This window comes from Streptosporangium sp. NPDC049644, assembly GCF_040675205.1.
Classification (GTDB): domain Bacteria; phylum Actinomycetota; class Actinomycetes; order Streptosporangiales; family Streptosporangiaceae; genus Streptosporangium; species Streptosporangium fukuiense.
Genome location: NZ_JBFAOJ010000103.1, coordinates 13,921 through 31,020, shown reverse-complemented (window position 1 = coordinate 31,020; position 17,100 = coordinate 13,921). Strand labels below are relative to the sequence as shown.

The window sequence follows — 17,100 nt, the reverse complement described above, 5'->3', positions numbered from 1 at the left end:
CTCGCCGGCTCGCCCGCTAACGGGCATCGGTCGGACACGGTGCTGGTCCCGGTGCTGCGTAAGGATCGGGACGAGCATATGGCGGCTACGGTTGCGCTGGCCGAGCTGCACGTGCGCGGGGTTCCGGTCGACTGGCGGCGGGTGCTGCCGCCTGGCGGGCGCCGGATCGACCTGCCCACCTACGCCTTCCAGCGCCGGCGTTACTGGCTCGACGGAACCGGTTCGCCGACGGGGAACCCGGCGGAGACAGGGCTGGCTGCGGTGGTGGCTCTGGCCGATTCCGATGAGGTGGTGCTGACCGCTCGGGAGCGGTTGCACGGGCTTGGAGAAGCGCAGCAGCACGAGGTACTGCAGGAACTGGTGCAGCGTCATGCGGCTGCCGTTCTCGGCCATGGCGACTCCTCGGCCATCGATCTCGAACGTGATTTCTTCGAGCTGGGCTTCGACTCGTTCAGCGCGACCGAATTGCGTAACTCACTTGCCAGGGCGATCGGCTGGGAATTCCCGCTACTGGCGGTGTTCGAGAACAAGAATTCCGCTGGTCTCGCCAGTTGGCTGCGGCATGAGCTCGTCACCCGGACGAATGTCGGCCAGGCGACTGTGACCTCGGCGGCGGCCCAGGTGGACGACACCCTGGCAGAGTTGTTCCGCGGCGCTTTCCGTGCTGGGAAAGCGCAGGAAGCGTTCGGACTGCTGTATGCCGTGGCGAGGACCCGGCCCATGTACGAGGCGCCTGTCGACCTGCGGGAAATCCCTCGACCGGTGACGCTGGCCAGTGGCGCGACTCTGCCTCGCCTGATCTGCGTGAGTTCGTCCACGGTGACCGGCGGCGTTCATCAGTATGCCCGGTTCGCCGCGCACTTCCGCGGGGAAAGACACGTCTCGGCGCTTCCCCTGCTCGGCTACGCCTCCGGTGAGGGCCTGCCCGCCACGATCGACATCGCCCTCGGGAGCATCGCGGAAAGCATCGTGCAGGCGAGTGAGGGGGAACCGTTCGTGCTCGTCGGTCATTCGGCCGGCGGCATTCTCGCTTACGGCGCAGCCGGTGTACTGGAGAAGTCGGGGATCTCCCCGGAGGGGGTGGTGATAATGGACTCCTTCCATCCCCGCGCGGGTGGCGATTCGCAGATGCTGTCCGAGCAGGTGCTGCAGTACATCCTGCAGATGGAGACGGTTTTCGGCGAGTTCAACAGCGCGCGACTGTCCGCTATGGGGCACTGGTCTGCCATCATGCACGATATCGAACTGGCCGATGTGAGAGCGCCCGTGCTGTTCGTGCAGTGCACGGAGCCGTTCTCCGACGTCGAACCTGAATCGGATTACTGGCGGGCGACGCCGTTCGACCCGTCGCATGCCGTACGGACGATCGAGGCGAACCACTTCTCGATGCTCGCCGAGAAGGCAGCGGACACGGCCCACCTGATCGACGGCTGGTTCCGCTCGGCACACTGACCGTCGCGTCACGTACGGACGCGGGCCGCTCGAAGAGGCGGCCACCAGACACTGGTGGCCACTAGTGATTGTGCGAGTCGCTTCTGCGGTTCACTGTGTCCAGTGGCATCGCCGGGAGGGTTTTTCAGACCAATGGATCGTGCAGCTCCACCCAGTAGAGAACAGACGGACCGCCGGCCGGTGGATGGCAGCGCAGCGGGTCTCGAACTGTCCACGTTGCGGCTTGAGCAGTCGGGGCGGGTGCTGACGGCGCGGGTGGACGCCCCGCCGTTCAACTACATGACCCTGCCGATGCAACAGGACTTCATCCGGCTCGTCGAGGCGGTGGAGCACGACGTCTCGGTTGGCGCGGTCGTCGTCACCGGCGCGCGCCCCGGCCGGTTCATCACGCACTTCGACATCTTCCACATGTCCGCGCAGGTGGACGGCACGCCGGAGATCTCCCGCGCGGTCGCTCAGAACCTGTACCGGAGTGTGCGGGCCATGACGGGCCGGGCGGTTGAACGCCTGGTCGCCCGTTCCTCGCTCAAGGGACTGCTCGCGGTAACCCGGTTCCATGACATGGCGCTGCGGCTGATGCACTCCCCGGCGGTGTGGATCGCCGCGGTGAACGGGCCGTGCGGCGGCGGTGGCCTGGAGATGTCGGTCTTCTTTGACATGCGCGTGTCAGCTGACCGTGATGCCGGCTTCAGCCTGCCCGAACTGTCGCTGGGGCTGAACACCTCCCTGGGCGGGCAGCGGCTCGTCCAGCTCGTCGGGCCGTCCCGGGCTCTGGAGATGATGCTCGAAGCGCGTTTCTACACGCCGCAGGAGGCTCTGGAGCTGGGTTTGGTGAACCGGGTGGTGCCGGCCGAGGACCTGCTGGACACGGTACAGCGGATGGCGGAACGCTATGCCAGGCGGCCGCGGAAGGCTGTGGCCCTGCAGAAGCGGATCTTCAATGACGCCCCTTCCCTCTCGGCCCGGGCCAGCCTTAACCAGGAGGCTGTCGCCGCGTTGATGAGCATGTCATCACCGGTCACCCAGGCCGCTATGCGGCGGTGGGTGCAGATGCAGGAGGGCACTGACGGCGATTCGGTGTTCCTGACCCAGCCGGAACCCTGGACCGAGGGCACCGCGCTCGACATGAACGTTCCTGCGCGCGAACCGACAGCGCCATGATCCGTGCTTTCCCCACCGCGGTGGGGAAAGCACGGTCAGCGGATCTCGCGATCGAAGGTTCGGGTGCCCTACCGGAGTGACCTCACGGCTATCGCCACGAATGCCACGTCGGCTCCCTGGAGCATCAGGACGTGACGAGGAACTGGGTCGCGGCAAGCTCGCGGTAGAGGTCGTCGGCGTCGACCAACTCGTCATGAGTGCCGTAGGCGCGGACCCGGCCCGCCTCCATGAGGATGATCCGGTTGGCGCCGGTGACGGTGGACAGCCGATGGGCTATGACCAGGACCGTGGTCTCCCGCGCCACCTCGGCCACCACTTCGCGCAGGCGCAGTTCGTTCACGGCGTCGAGCTGCGAGGTGGCCTCGTCGAGCAGCAGTAAACGGGGTTTGCGGAGCAGTGCCCTGGCGATGGCCACCCGCTGGCGTTCCCCGCCGGAGAGCAGGAGGCCGCGGTGGCCGACAGGCGTATCGAGGCCTTCGGGCAGGCGGGCGACCAGATCGTCCAGGCGGGTGCGGGCCACGGCGTGGGCGATCTCCTCCTCGGTGGCGCCAGGCGCCCCGAAGACGAGGTTCTCCCGGAATGTGCCGGCGAGGACGGGGGCGTCCTGCTCCACGTAGCCGAGCGAAGCGCGCAGCTCGCCCAGTGGCCATTCGTGGATGTCTCGGCCGCCGATGAGGATCCTCCCGGCCTGTGGCTCGTAGAACCGTTCGATGAGCCCGAAGACCGTGGACTTGCCGGCTCCCGAAGGGCCGACCAGGGCCGTCATGCCACCTGCGGGCACCTCGAAGTTCACCTGGTTGTGGACGATCGACCGGTTTTCGCCGTACCGGAAGACCACGCCGCTGAAGACGAGGCCGACGGGGTCGGTGCTCTCCGGCTCTCGCGTCTCGGGGATGGGCGGCTCGGACGGAAGCTCGGAGATCTCCTGGATGCGGATTAGCGCGGCCAGGCCGTTCTGCATCTGGGTGAGGTTCTCGATCAGCGTCCCGATCGGGGACACCAGGTAGAACAGGTAGAGGAGGAATGCGACCAGCGACGAGATCTCCAACGACCCGCTGGCGACGCGCGCGCCGCCCACTCCAAGCACGGCGAGGAACGCCAGCTGGGTGGCCAGCCAGGTGCCGACGCTCGTGACCGAGGTCCACGCGGCGGCGGTCACGCCGCGGTCACGTGCCTCGGAGGCCGCAACGCCCACCACCGTGATCTCGCGTGACTCGGCCCCGTTGGCCTTGACCGTGCGGAACGCCTGGAGAGCGCGGTCGAGCATGGAGCTCATCTCGCCCAGGGCCACCTGGGCCTGGAACGACGCCCGGCCGATGCGCGGCACGATCGACGCCGCTATGAGGCCGATCAGGGCGACCACCGCGAGCGTGATGATGAGGAGCAGGCCGTCGATGACGGCCATCAGCACCACCGCACCCAGGAACATGAAGATCGCGTTCACCGAGCTGGCCAGCGCTTCCGTGCAGACGGCGCGCAGCAGCGTGGTGTCGGAGCTGACCCGGGAGAGCAGGTCTCCCGGCTTGAGCCGGTCCACGTCGGCCACCTTGAGCCGCAGGATGCGATCAACGAGACTCATACGCGAGGTCAGCACGATTCCCTCGCCCATCCGCTCCAGCAGGAAGCGCCCCGCCGCCAAGAGCAGGGCTGCCAGCAGGACCATCACCGACAGCCCGAGCGCCGGGCCGACGAGGTCGTCCCCTTTCCCGAAGGCGTCGATCACGCCCTTGGCGAGGATCGGCATCGCCAGCCCGGCGAAGCTGCCTACCAAAGTGAACACGCCACCCAGTAGCAGCACGTGCTTGTGCGGGCGGACCAGGTCGAACAGCGGCCGCCACGAGCTCCACCTGCCCAGGCTGCTCAGTCGCACCCGCCCGCGCAGAACCTCCTCCATCCGAGGCGCTTGTATGCCGCCTGCCTGCTGACCCCGAGGGCTTCCGCTATCTGCGTCCATGACATCCTCTGTACGGCGCGTATCAGGCGCACCTGGACGGTGGCCAGCCGATCGACCTGGCGGCGCGACTCGGCGGCGGCGCGCAGCGACGGCCAGTGGTGACACTAAATGTCGAAAGACCAGGAAATCACCGGATTTCATGGCTTATGGACAGGTCGGCGGCCTCGGACTGGGACTCACGGGCCCAGCTTCTAGTGTTTTTGTGAGTCGCCGATGGGTTTCACTGGTCCGAGTGGCATTCGGCGAGATGAAGGGTTCAACGGATCGTGAGTATCGCGGACGACGTCAGCACCGCATGGGTCCGTCGCTACCATCCGGCAGCGGGGGCGGGTAAGCGCCTGGTGTGCTTTCCGCACGCGGGCGGATCGGCCAGCTTCTTCCGTCCGGTCTCGGCCAGGTTCTCGCCGGGCGCCGATGTGGTGGCCATCCAGTACCCCGGGAGGCAGGATCGGTTGCGGGAGCCGTGCATCACCGACATCGGCACTCTGGCGGATCGGATCGTCGACGAGCTGATCACGCTGTCGGAGAAGCCGACGGTCTTCTTCGGTCACAGCATGGGGTCGGTGATCGGCTTCGAGGTGGCCTGCCGGCTTGAGGGGAAGGGTGTCAACGCGCCCCACACGCTGATCGCCTCGGGACGCCGCGGGCCGTCCACCCAGCGGGACGAGTCGGTACACCGGCGCGACGACGACGGTATCGTCGCCGAGCTCAAGCTGCTGAACGGCACGGACGCCGGGCTGCTCGGCGATGAGGAGATCCTCCGGATGGCGTTGCCCGCGCTGCGAGGTGACTACCGCGCGATCGAGACCTACCGCGGAGATCCGGAGCGGAGCATGCGTGGTTCGATCACCGTGCTGACCGGAGACGCCGACCCAAGGACGACGGTCGAGGAAGCGGAGGCCTGGAGCCGGCACACCGCGGGGCGTTTCCGCATCAGGGTGTTCTCCGGCGGTCACTTCTTCCTCACCCGGCATCAGCAGGCGGTGAACGAGGAGATCGCCCTGGAACTCGGGGCGTAGCGCGGGACCAGAGTTGCGATCATGTTTCTGGCGCCGGCCGAACACATACAAGAAGATCTACCGGGCGGAATGTGTAAGGGTAATGCGCGCCGCGTCCAATTGATTGCCGGCGTTCACGATTTTTCATCCGCTCACCGCATCGATCAACCACGTGGTCAATGTCCGCAGTCCGCCGCCCCGTCGTACCTGAAGGCACGAACATATCCAGGAGACCCTCGTGACCACCTCGCAGCGACCCACAGCCTGGCAGGACCTACTCTCCTTTGGCCGGAGTGTTAGGCTCGCCCTGTCGTCACCCGAGACCCGTGCCAAACGCGCCTATGAGATCTTTCCACCGAGCACCTGGACCGCGCTGAACGATCACAGCTCGTACCTCAATTTCGGCTACTGGCGCAGTGAAGCCGACACGCTCGATGACGCATGCCAGGCGTTGGCAGAGAAGTTGGCGGACGCTGCCGGCTTTCAGGAGGGCGATCGCATCCTTGATGCCGGATTCGGTTATGGCGACCAGGACTTTATGTGGTTGGAACGGCACAATCCGGCAAAGATCGTTGGATTGAACGTAACGCCAACGCATGTGCAGATTGCTCAGGCCAAAGCCCGCGAACGTGGTCTGAGCGATCGGCTGATCTTCCAGGAGGGGTCGGCAACCGCGATGACGTTCGAGCCCAGCAGCTTCGACCGGGTGGTCGCCCTGGAGTCGGCCTTGCATTTCCGGCCCAGGGAAGAATTCTTCCGCCAGGCTCACCACATCCTTCGACCCGGCGGGGTGCTCGCGACGGCGGATATCCTGCCGTTGAACGACTACAGCCGCGAAGATCTTTTCTCCCCCACAGTCCCCAGAGAAAACTGGCATGACGGCAACGAGTATCTTGCCCGCCTCCGGTCCGCCGGGTTCGTCAACGCCCGGTTGACCTCCATCCGCACCCATGTGTACGAACAGTGGTGCAGATGGGCGGAACGGAAGCTTGATGCCCCGGAATTTCAGCAGAACGCCACCTGGGGCTACCGCCGCTGGTTGCATCGTGAACTGGCCGATGACACACGCATGCGACGGAGATTCGCCAACATGGACTACGTCATTGTCGTCGCCGAGAAGCCGATGTGAGAGGCCTCTTACGTCAACCTGACCGAATATAGTTCAGGAGTTTCGTATCGCCACCCCGAGCCGGATCGTCAGGCGTGCCAGGTGCTCCATGCGTCGGCGATCAGCTCGGCAAGGCCCGATCGCTCGGGAAGCCATCCGAGTTCTTTCACCGCGCGGCTGTTGTCGGCCGTCAGGGTCTGCGGCTCCGGCTTGGGCAGCGCCCTTCGGACCGGCACCTGAAGGCCGGTCACGGCTTCCGCTGTCGCCACGACCTGCGCCATGCTGGACGCGGCGCCGCTGCCTATGTTGTAGACGCGGTGCTCGCCCACCCTCACGGCGGCGAGCGACAGTCGCAGCGCTGCCGCCACGTCGAGGATGTGGACGAAGTCGCGGACCGCGGATCCGTCGCCGTTGAGTGTGATGTACGGCAACTCGCCGGTGAGCGCGCGGAATACGTTCGGGATGATACGCGCGGTGTCGGTGTCGGTGCGCCCATTGGCCGTCCCGGCGATGTTGAAGCACCGCAGCGTGATCGCGCCGATCGCTCCAGTGGCGGCGTACGCCGCGACGAGCTGTTCCGCCCCGACCTTCGATGCCGCGTAGGGACTTTCCGGGTGGGGGGCCAGATCCTCGCCCAGGGCGCCGACATACTGCGAGCCGTAAATCTTGTCGGTCGATGCGAACACGAATCGAGTCGGCGGCACCGATTCACGGACGTTGTCGAGCGCCATGAGGAGGTTGAGGGTGCCGACCACGTTCACGTCGTAGTACGTCAGCGGGTCGGCGAACGAGTCCCGCCCTCGGGACACCGCGGCGAGGTGGCATACCGCGTCGAAGCGCCCGGCGGCGACTATTTCCCGGATTCGGCCGCGGTCCCGGACATCGCCTTCCACCAGGCCGGCGTCGGCGTGCCGCCGTGCGTCCGCGCGGCTCCGGCTCAGGACGGTGACCCGGTGATCGGCGGCGAGAAGATCATGGGTGACCGCATGGCCGAGATAGCCCAGACCTCCGGTGACCAGGACGTGCACGTCAGTTCCTCCAGACGATCGTCATGCGACATTCCAGGCCAATGGGATCATCCGGCTAACCACTTCACTTGACGGACAGCTCCGGGAACGGCACGACGAACGCGCCGCCGGCTGCTGCGAACGCCGCCGACCGGGCGCGGATACTGGCCTCGAAGTTCCAGGCGAACAGCACGCAGTAGTCGGTCGCGTCCGCGACCAGCCGTTCGGAGCTCACGATGGGGATGCCGTCGCCCGGCGTGAACTTGCCCACCTTGCGCGGGTTGTCGTCGACGATCCAGGCGATCTCAGCGCCCACCCCGGCCTGGGAGAGCAGGGTGACGGCCCGCGCCGACGCGCCGTACCCGCAGATCCGCCGACCGACTCTCGACAGACCGCCCAGCACGTCGTTGAGGGTCGTGCAGACCCGGTCGACGCGGTTCGCGAAGCCGTCGAGAAAGCTGCCGTCGGGCACCCCCGCGTTGACCTCGGCCTGCAAGATCCGGTCGAATTCGGCCGTCGCGGGGCGGGCCTCGTCGTCGCGGCCTATCCAGCAGCGCAATGAGCCTCCCTGGGTCGGGATGAGCTCGGCGTCGAACACCGCGAGGCCGTTCGCCTTGGCCGCCTGTGCCAGCACGTGTAGGGAGAAGTACGAAAGGTGCTCGTGGTAGACGAACTCGAAGATACCGTGCTGGACCATCGGCAGGACGTGCGCGACCTCGATGACGGCACCACCACCCGGTTTGAGGAGCAGGCGGATCGCGCGGAGAACTCCGTTCACGTCGTTGACATGGGCGAGCACATTGCTGCCCAACACCGCGTCAACGGGCCCGATGTCACTCAATATCTTCTCAGCCGATTCCACACCGAAATGCGTGATCAGCGTCGGAATCCCCTGTTCCTGCGCGTAGACCCCCAGCTCGACCGCCGGGTCGACACCGAGCACCCGCATGCCGCGCTCGGCGAAGAAGCTCAGTTGGGTGCCGTCGTTCGAGCCGATTTCGAGCACCTTCGCCCCGGCGGTCAGCCCCAGTCGATCCGTGACCCGGGTGGCCAGCGCGCGGCAGTGGTCGACGAGGGCGGGAGCGGCACCCGTGGCGTACCGGTAGTCGGCGAACAGCGCCGACCGGGGAACGACGTCCACCAGTTGGACCAGGCCGCATCCGGCGCAGCGCACGAGGTCCAGCGGGTATCGGTCCTGGGATCGGGCCAGCTCGGCCGTGGGCGCGATGTCGTTGGCGGGCGGAGTCGGGGTGAGCGAGACCACCTCCTCCAGACGGTCGGCCCCGCACACCAGGCACCGGCTGGTGGTGTCCATCAGCGTTCTCTCCCTCCAGCTGTCGGGTCGCCCGGCCGCCGTGGCCCGCGCTCGATCTGCCGGAAGGCGTTTCGACAGCTCACGACCAGTCCTCGATCGGCCGGCGGTCGGAGCTTACGTCCGACAACACTAGGGGAATTACCTGATCGGCTGAGGCACAATCACCTGAACGGAACCCCTTGGTCTGGGGGAATCACATGATCGCCGACACCGTGTTTCCGTCCGAGTTGTCCGCCGGAGGCGAGGCAGGTAACGCGGATGAAGGAGTATCAGATGCGAATTCTGGTCACTGGCGGAGCTGGGTTCATCGGATCCCATTTCGTTCGGTCAATGTTGGAAGGTCGATATCCCGGCCACGAGGACACCCGAATCACCGTTCTGGACAAGCTGACTTATGCCGGCAGGAGGGAGAACCTGCCCGAGGAACATCCGAGGCTGACCTTCGTACGCGGTGACATCTGCGACCGGGAACTGCTGGCCGATCTCGTGCCAGGGCACGACGGGGTCGTGCATTTCGCCGCCGAGTCGCACGTCGACAGGGCGGTGGACGACGCGGAGCCGTTCGTCTGGGCCAACGTGATGGGCACCCACCGGCTTCTCGAACAGTGCGGGATGAACGGGATCCAGCGTGTCGTGCACGTGTCCACCGACGAGGTGTACGGGTCGATCGAGCAGGGATCGTGGACGGAACGGTTCCGGCTCGAACCCAACAACCCGTACTCGGCGTCGAAGGCGGCCAGTGACTGCCTCGCCCGATCGCACTGGCGCACCTACGGGCTGGACCTGTCGATCACCAGATGCTCCAACAACTACGGACCCCGGCAGTATCCGGAGAAGATCATCCCTCGCTTCGTCACCCGCCTGCTCCAGGGGCGTGACCTCACCCTGCACGGCGATGGCAGCGCCGTCCGCGAGTGGCTGCACGTCGACGACCACTGCCGTGGCATCTCCATGGTCCTCGACAAGGGCCGCGCCGGCGAGATCTACAACATCGGCGGCGGGATAGAACTCACCAACCGTGAGCTGACCGGCCTGCTGCTCGAACTGGCCGGGGCCGACTGGGACCGGGTTCGCTACGTGCCGGACCGGCGGGTCCAGGATTACCGGTACTCGCTGGACCACGGGAAGATCACCGAGGAGATCGGGTACGAACCCGTGATCGATTTCAAGGAGGGACTCGCGGACGCTGTCACCTGGTACCGGGAGAACCGATCCTGGTGGGAGTCCCTTGGTGACGCGTAGGGGTCGCGACCGGAAGTCCCGGTGACGGTTCGCGGGTTGGTGTGAGGGGCACCTCGCGCGGTGATGCGATCTTTGACGGCCCGCCGTACGGATACTCTCGATGCCTTCGATCGCTGCTCTCCGCACCCCGGTAACGCGGTCGCGCCCAGGTCATGTGCTTCGCCGCGCGGGTTTCGTGTGCGGTGTGGATGGCGGCGGAGTCGCTGCCAACAGGGCCACCCTCACCTGGCCGTGAACATCTTCTCGATCGCGCGAACCGCCATACCCGTTCCGTCCTCTTCACGGATCGCGGTGCCCAGCACCCGGGCACGGGCGGCCATATCGCTGTTGTTGAGCAGGCTGTCGAGCGCGCCTCGCAACCAGCCGGCCTTGAGGGCGTGCTGGGAACGAGGAGGTGGCCCGACGCCGAGTTGCGCGATCCTTCTTCCCCAGTGGAGCTGATCGCCTTGGAGCCACACGATCGCCTGCGGGATACCGGCACGGAACGCCGCCGCGGTCGTACCGGCCCCCCCATGATGGACGACGCACGCGGCGCGGGCATAGAGCCACCCGTGCGGGACGAAGTCCGCCAAAAAGACATGGGGCGGGAGTTCCTGGTCTCCGAGCCCCGCCCAGCCGGACTGCAGGACGACGCGTCGGTCCAGGCCGCGAACCGCGTCGAGCAGCTGCTTCGTGACCGCGTGGGCGTCGAACCCGTTGTTCGAGCCAAAGCCGATCACGACCGGCGGCTCGTCGGCCACGAACGCCGCGAGGTCGTCCGGGGGCACGTAGCCCGGCTCGTCGAGAAACCAGTATCCCGTGTTGCGGTAGGTGGGGCCGAAGAGCGGATCGCGCTCAAGGGCGTGCGGGCTGATGGCGATGAGGTTGAGCAGGCGCGAATGGCTCGCGTCGAAGAGAATGTCGCGCCAGGGGGGAAGGCCGGCCGCGGCGACGACAGGGTTGAGGAGCTTGTCGGTCGCGAGCCTGATTCCCGAGCCGGTGATCGACCAGGCGAGGGCGTTGCCGACGGGCCCGAGATTGACATTGGTCGGGCCATGCCCGCGTGCTCGGCGCAGCGGCCAGGTGTGGTGCACGCTCACGTGGGGCGTGCCGACCGCGCGTGCCGCGGCGACCGCGCCGATGGACAGCGGTGAGTGGATGACGACATCGGCCTCACGCGCTAGCGCCATCAGCTGAGGTACCGCGGAACGCTGCTCCTGCGCCAGGAATTCGATCACGACGGTCAGTTGTCGCAGCTTGTTCTTCTCGCTGATGATGCGGAGGTAATTCGCCTGGAATTCCGTCTCGTTCCAGGTCGGCCTGCCGACGAAAGGAACACCGACAGCGTCGGCGCGTGCGGTGTAGCTGTCGGAGGCCGAGAACACGACGTCGTGACCCTCCGCGAGCAGGCGCTTTCCGAGGGCGAGAAAAGGCTGGACGTCCCCCTCCGAGCCGACGGTTGCTATGAGGGCGCGCATCGCGTCACAGTCAGATGGTCAAGGGCCGGGTCGGTGGCGGTCGAAGTCGGGTTCACCCTTGATTGCCTCCCTGGATCGGCTGCCGAAGTGACATGTGCGAAGGATCCGAGCAGCGATCTTGTTTTCCTGTCCGGCACATCCTGGTGTGACCGATTCCCGGAAATCATTAGATTCGCGGCGTCGATGCGGGTGATGTGCGGATGCTCGCCCCCGGTGCGTGGTCGGGTGTTAACGGCCCGACCGATTCTTTCGGGCACGGCGCCCGTTTTCTGGGCACCGCGCTTCCATGGGCACAGAATTTCTCTGTTCTCCCAGGTCAGAGGTGTGATCACAGATAACATCGAATTTGCGGGTTAAGTAGGTATTTTCCTAGCTAAGCGTCCATAACATCAGGTTTCAGTAGGGTGCCGGGGCCGGTGTCTGCGTTACCGGGGCGGGGGTGGACGATGACATCTCCCCGATGTCGTCCAAGCCTCCAGCCGACAGGCGAGTGTCGAGTATGGGCCGCCCCCGGTGAAAGGCCAGGTCCGCGGTAGGCCCCTCGACCTTCATCAGCGGTCTGCCGGGATCCAACCGGGCAGACCGCTCATGAGAGCCGCGGTCGATTTCTTTGACGGACAAGGAGAGAACCGGTTATGTGCGGGATCACCGGCTGGGTGTCCTATGACGCGGATCTGACCGAACGGCAGGCCACGATCGACGCGATGACCGCCACCATGGCGCTACGCGGGCCCGACGCCTCCGGAACATGGCTTCAACGGCACGCCGCGCTCGGTCATCGAAGACTGGCGGTCATCGACCTGGACGGTGGCGTGCAGCCGATGGAGTTCGCCACGCCGAACGGGCCGGTGGTCCTGGTGTACAGCGGCGAGACCTACAACTTCATCGAACTGCGCAGGGAGTTGCAGGCCCGAGGGCACCGGTTCCGTACCGCGAGCGACACCGAGGTCGTGTTGCACGGTTATCTCGAATGGGGGGAAGGCGTCGCCGACCACCTCAACGGGATGTTCGCATTCGCCATCTGGGATTCCCGTGACCAGAAGCTTGTCATGATCCGTGACCGGCTGGGAGTGAAGCCGCTCTACTACTACCCGACTCGCGACGGTGTGCTGTTCGGATCGGAACCGAAGGCGATTCTGGCCAACCCGCTCGCTCGCAAGGCCGTCGACATCGACGGGATACGCACGGCGGTGACCGGCATCGGACAGGGCCAGGCGATCTGGAAGGGGATGCACGAGGTCGAGCCGGGCACGATCGTCACCGTCCAGGCGAGCGGAATCCGCAACAGGACGTACTGGAGGCTCCAAACGGCGCCGCACACCGATGACCAGAAGAGCACGGTCGAACAAGTGCGGCAGTTGCTCAACGACACCGTCAGCCGACAGTTGATCTCCGACGTGCCCCAGTGTGTTCTGCTCTCCGGTGGGTTGGATTCCAGCGCGATCGCCAGTCTCGCGTCGCCCAGGCTGGCCGCGAGCGGTGAACGGCTACGTACGTTCTCGGTCGACTTCGTCGATCACGTCGACCGCTTCAAGGCGGATATGTTTCGGAGCACCCCGGACGCGCCGTTCGTCAAGGACATGGTCGACCTGATCAAGCCGGTACACCGGCAGGTGGTACTGAGCGCGGAAGATCTGGCCGATCCGGCCATTCGCCGTTCCGTGATCACGGCACGAGACACGCCGAACGCGTTCGGTGAATCAGACATCTCAATGTACAGGCTGTTTCGAGAAATACGCAATGAGTCGACGGTGGCCCTGTCCGGCGAGGCGGCGGACGAAAACTTCGGTGGCTACCAATGGTTCCACAACGACATCCGCGCGCTCCCCATCTTTCCTTGGATGGCGACGGTGCTCAACTCGCAGCCCAGTGCCTCCACCGTCATGCCTTTCATGGCGGAGGCACTGGCGGCCATGAAACTGGAAAGCTACCTGGGGGATCAATACGCGACGGCGGTGGCGGCTGTCGATCACCTCGACAGCGCGTCGCGGGTCGAGCGTCAGATGCGTGTCATGTTCCACATGCACCTGACCCGGTTCCTGCGGATGCTGCTCGACCGTAAGGACCGCCTCTCCATGGCGGTCGGCCTTGAGGTGCGAGTTCCGTACTGCGATCACCGTCTCGTCGAGTATGTCTACAACACGCCCTGGAAGCTCAAGTCGTTCGACGGCAGGGAGAAGAGCCTGCTGAGGCACGCCGTAAAGGATCTGCTTCCGCCGTCGGTGGCCAGTCGGGTGAAGAGTGGCTACCCGACAATGATGCATGACGTTCGCTATTCGAGCACCCTGCAAATTCAGGCCAAAGAGGTGCTGGCGGATGCGCATAGTCCGCTGTTCACGCTGTTCAACCGAGAATGGCTGAAGTCCATTGTGGAAATGGACTCATCGAAGATGTCGCATGGAGACAAGCTTCTGCTGGACAAGATAGTCGACATGTATTATTGGCTTGACATCTACTCGCCCGAGTTCTCCATGTCCTGACCATTTCGCGGTGGGTCGTCGTAGCTTAAGGAAGAACAGGGTGGGTGACGGATGGGCGAGCCTGTGGTGAAGGCGTCGGCGGCGACTGTGGAGGCCACCCGGCCTCCGGGCACGATCGCACCTCTCGCCTGGGGTCCCGTGTCGGTCATCGCCGGAGCGGTCGCGGTGCTGCTGCTGGTGACGAGTGGCCGATACGGCTACTTCGCCGACGAGCTGTACTTCGTGGCGGCCGGCGGGCATCTGAACTGGGGATACGCCGATCAGCCGCCATTACTGCCGCTGATCGCACACGTGATGGACACGCTGTTTCCCGGATCCCTTGTCGCGCTGCGACTTCCGGCGACGGTGCTCACCGCGTTGGGGGTCGTCGTCGCCACTCAGATCGCCCGGGAACTGGGCGGCCGGCGCCGGGCGCAGGTGATGACCGCCGCGGTGTCCGCCATCGGCATGGTCGTCAACGGTCACCTCCTGGCCACGAACGCCTTCGACGCGTTCCTGTGGGCGGTGGTCTCATGGCTGGTGGTCCGCTGGGTCCGGCTGCGTGAGGAGGAGCGGCCCGACGACCGCCCGCTGCTGTGGGCGGGTCTCGCCACGGCCGTCGCCCTGCAGGTCAAGTTCCTGATCCCGGTGCTGTGGCTGGCGCTGGCAGCGGCCGCGCTCGCGGTGGGGCCACGGGACCTGCCGCGCAGACCGCTGCTGTGGGCCGGTGCCGCGATCACCCTGCTGACGATGCTTCCCGGGCTCGCCTGGCAGGCCGGCAACGGATGGCCGCAGTTCGAGATGGTCCGGACGGTGTCCGAGGAGGTGAGCCTGAACGGTGGACGCGCGCTGTTCCTCCCGCTCGTGCTCGCCCAGCCCGGCCTGCTGGTCGGGGCCGTGCTGGCCTGGTACGGCCTGTGGCGGCTGCTGCGGTCCCCGCTGCTCAAGCCCTACCGGTTCTACGGCGTGGCCGCCGTCGCGGTGATCCTGATCTTCTGGCTGGCCGGTGGCCGGTGGTACTACGTGACCGGGTTGTTCCCGGTGCTGTGGTCCGCGGCCGCGGTCGAACTGCAGCGGCGCCGTCCGGCGCGCTGGTGGCGCTGGGTGCCCACCTGGCCGGTCTTCGCGCTGTCGGTGCTGCCGTCCCTCTACTGGCTGCCGGTCCTCCCCGAGGCCTGGGTGCAACAGCCCAAGGCCGGCGAGAACCCCGGCGTCAACATCATCACGATCGGCCAGTTCGGCTGGCCGGAGTTCACCGACGCCGTCAGCCGGGCGTACCGGACACTGCCGCCGGACGAACGGCGGGACGCCGTAGTGATCACCAGAACTTACTGGCAGGCCGCCGCCATCGAGTTCTACGGCGGCGAGCGAGGGCTACCGAAGCCGTACAGCGGCAGCCGCGGCTACTGGTACTTCAGCGGGCCACCCCGGGAGGCCGGTACGGTGCTGTACGTCGGCGACGAGGGCGAGCGGCTGCGAACGTACTTCGGCGACGTACAGCAGGTGGCCACCGTGGACATCGACCGTGGCCTGGAGGTCGGCACGCCCATCTGGCGGTGCCGCGATCCGCGGGCCTCCTGGCCGGAGCTGTGGCCGGAGTTCCGGCGGGTGGACGTCTGAAGCGACGTACAGGCGGGTGACGCCGGAGCGACCGCGAGCGGATCCGGCCGGTCAGCTGCGCCGCGTGGCCTCTACGCGTCAACCCCCGCGCGCCGCTTAACCCGACGCGACGGGAAAAATCCACGGCCTTCAGGCCGGGGAGGAGTTCAAAGGTAGAACTCGCGTACCTTCCCGATCACCCAGTCCTGGTCGGCCTCGCTCAGCCCGGGGTCGGTGGGCAGGTAGAGGCCGTCGGCCGCGAACCGGGCGGCGTTCAGCGACGGCCAGTCCGGGGTCCGGTACATCGGCTGACGGCTCATGGGCTGAAAGAACGGCCGGGTCTCGATCCCCGCGTCGGCCAGGAACTCCCGCAGCTCCTCCCGCCGCTCCGCCCGGATGTCGTACATCCACAGGACGTCGCGGGGCGGCATGAGGGTGATCCCGTCGATGCCGTCGAGCCCGCTGTCGTAGTGGTTCTCGATCCGCTTGCGGATGGCGAGGATCTCGTCGATCTGCTCCAGCTGGGCCAGGGCGACCGCGGCCTGCATGTTGGTCATGCGGAAGTTGTAGGCCAGCTTCTTGTGGATGAAGTCGTGTTCCTTGCTGAAGGCCATGCTGCGCAGGTGGGCCATCTGCTGGGCGAGCTGCTCGCTGTTCGTGACGCAGACACCCCCCTCACCGGCAGTGATGATCTTGTTGGCGAACAGCGAGAAACACGCGATGTCGCCCACCGGGCGCACGCCGTGCGCCTCCGCCGAATCCTCCACCACCCTCAGGTTGTACTCGTGCGCGAGCTTCATGATCGCGTCCATGTCGCACCGCCGGCCGTAGACGTGCACCGGCATGATGACCTTGGTACGAGGGGTGATCCGAGCCTCGATCAGCGAGACGTCGATGTTGAGATCGTCGGCGCAGTCCACGAACACCGGCACCGCGCCGGTGTAGGTGACCGCCCACGCGGTGGCGACCATGGTGAACTCGGGCACCAGGACCTCGTCGCCGGGGCCGACTCCGAGCGCCCGCAGCGCGAGGGTGAGAGCGGTCGTGCCCGAGGAGCACGCGACGCCGTACGAGACGCCGTTGTACTGGGCGAACTCCTCCTCGAAGCGCCTGACGAAGGGGCCCTGCGAGGATATCCAGCCGGAGCGGACGGCCTCGGTGAGGTACTCCAGTTCCCGTCCTGCGAGGTACGGCTTTGACACCTGATATTCGAACGTCATGGAGTTCCTCACTCATCAGCCAGCCGGCTCGTCGGCACGGGGCGATAAGAGGCGCTCAGAAAGTCCCGCCTTCCCCGCCGCGCTGCGACGCGGGACTCTCCGGACACGCGCCGGGTCGACTACAGAAG

At 66.2% G+C, this 17,100-nt stretch carries 12 protein-coding genes; 7 read left to right on the top strand and 5 right to left on the bottom strand.

Translation table 11 applies throughout. The annotated features are described in order from the left end of the window. Together AB0J58_RS36995 and AB0J58_RS36990 are read left to right on the top strand one after the other, a co-directional pair. Window positions 1-1,452, top strand: a 1,452-nt coding sequence (locus tag AB0J58_RS36995) for a thioesterase domain-containing protein (RefSeq protein ID WP_364224631.1), incomplete at its 5' end; no start/stop codon positions are given. Between the two features lie 180 nt (window positions 1,453-1,632). Further along, window positions 1,633-2,613, top strand: a complete 981-nt coding sequence (locus AB0J58_RS36990; protein ID WP_364224629.1) for an enoyl-CoA hydratase/isomerase family protein — start codon at window positions 1,633-1,635, stop codon at window positions 2,611-2,613. A 124-nt stretch (window positions 2,614-2,737) separates the two neighbouring features. Here AB0J58_RS36990 and AB0J58_RS36985 read toward each other — a convergent pair whose 3' ends face one another. Continuing rightward, window positions 2,738-4,507 (bottom strand): ABC transporter ATP-binding protein, encoded by a 1,770-nt coding sequence (locus AB0J58_RS36985; RefSeq protein ID WP_364224627.1) that lies wholly within the window; start codon window positions 4,505-4,507, stop codon window positions 2,738-2,740. A 326-nt stretch (window positions 4,508-4,833) separates the two neighbouring features. Here AB0J58_RS36985 and AB0J58_RS36980 point away from each other — a divergent pair, with 326 nt between their 5' ends. Together AB0J58_RS36980 and AB0J58_RS36975 are read left to right on the top strand one after the other, a co-directional pair. After that, the gene (locus tag AB0J58_RS36980; RefSeq protein ID WP_364224625.1) at window positions 4,834-5,586 is read left to right on the top strand and encodes an alpha/beta fold hydrolase; all 753 of its coding nucleotides are present in this window, start codon (window positions 4,834-4,836) and stop codon (window positions 5,584-5,586) included. 217 nt (window positions 5,587-5,803) lie between these two features. Next, the gene (locus AB0J58_RS36975) at window positions 5,804-6,694 is read left to right on the top strand and encodes a methyltransferase domain-containing protein (RefSeq protein WP_364224623.1); all 891 of its coding nucleotides are present in this window, start codon (window positions 5,804-5,806) and stop codon (window positions 6,692-6,694) included. Between the two features lie 68 nt (window positions 6,695-6,762). Here AB0J58_RS36975 and AB0J58_RS36970 read toward each other — a convergent pair whose 3' ends face one another. Both AB0J58_RS36970 and AB0J58_RS36965 read right to left on the bottom strand, forming a co-directional pair. Beyond that, entirely contained in the window at window positions 6,763-7,701 is a 939-nt protein-coding gene (locus AB0J58_RS36970; protein ID WP_364224621.1) for an NAD-dependent epimerase/dehydratase family protein, read from the bottom strand. Between the two features lie 64 nt (window positions 7,702-7,765). Next, complete coding sequence (locus AB0J58_RS36965; RefSeq protein WP_364224619.1) at window positions 7,766-8,995, bottom strand: class I SAM-dependent methyltransferase; 1,230 nt, start codon at window positions 8,993-8,995, stop codon at window positions 7,766-7,768. A 258-nt stretch (window positions 8,996-9,253) separates the two neighbouring features. Here AB0J58_RS36965 and rfbB point away from each other — a divergent pair, with 258 nt between their 5' ends. Further along, window positions 9,254-10,237, top strand: coding sequence for a dTDP-glucose 4,6-dehydratase (rfbB, locus tag AB0J58_RS36960; protein ID WP_364224617.1), 984 nt, complete (start codon window positions 9,254-9,256; stop codon window positions 10,235-10,237). Window positions 10,238-10,458: 221 nt separating this feature from the next. On the opposite strand, the gene AB0J58_RS36955 is transcribed toward rfbB, so the two are convergent. Continuing rightward, a complete protein-coding gene (locus tag AB0J58_RS36955) occupies window positions 10,459-11,694 on the bottom strand; it encodes a glycosyltransferase (protein WP_364224615.1) in 1,236 nt (411 codons plus the stop codon). A gap of 635 nt (window positions 11,695-12,329) precedes the next feature. Between AB0J58_RS36955 and asnB the strand changes: the two genes are divergently transcribed. Beyond that, window positions 12,330-14,174 (top strand): asparagine synthase (glutamine-hydrolyzing), encoded by a 1,845-nt coding sequence (asnB, locus tag AB0J58_RS36950; protein WP_364224613.1) that lies wholly within the window; start codon window positions 12,330-12,332, stop codon window positions 14,172-14,174. Between the two features lie 51 nt (window positions 14,175-14,225). Then, complete coding sequence (locus tag AB0J58_RS36945) at window positions 14,226-15,773, top strand: glycosyltransferase family 39 protein (RefSeq protein WP_364224611.1); 1,548 nt, start codon at window positions 14,226-14,228, stop codon at window positions 15,771-15,773. Window positions 15,774-15,919: 146 nt separating this feature from the next. Here the strand turns inward: AB0J58_RS36945 and AB0J58_RS36940 are convergent, their stop codons facing one another. Next, on the bottom strand, window positions 15,920-16,972 hold the full coding sequence (locus tag AB0J58_RS36940) for a DegT/DnrJ/EryC1/StrS family aminotransferase (protein ID WP_364224609.1): 1,053 nt from the start codon (window positions 16,970-16,972) through the stop codon (window positions 15,920-15,922). Window positions 16,973-17,100: the final 128 nt, after the last annotated feature.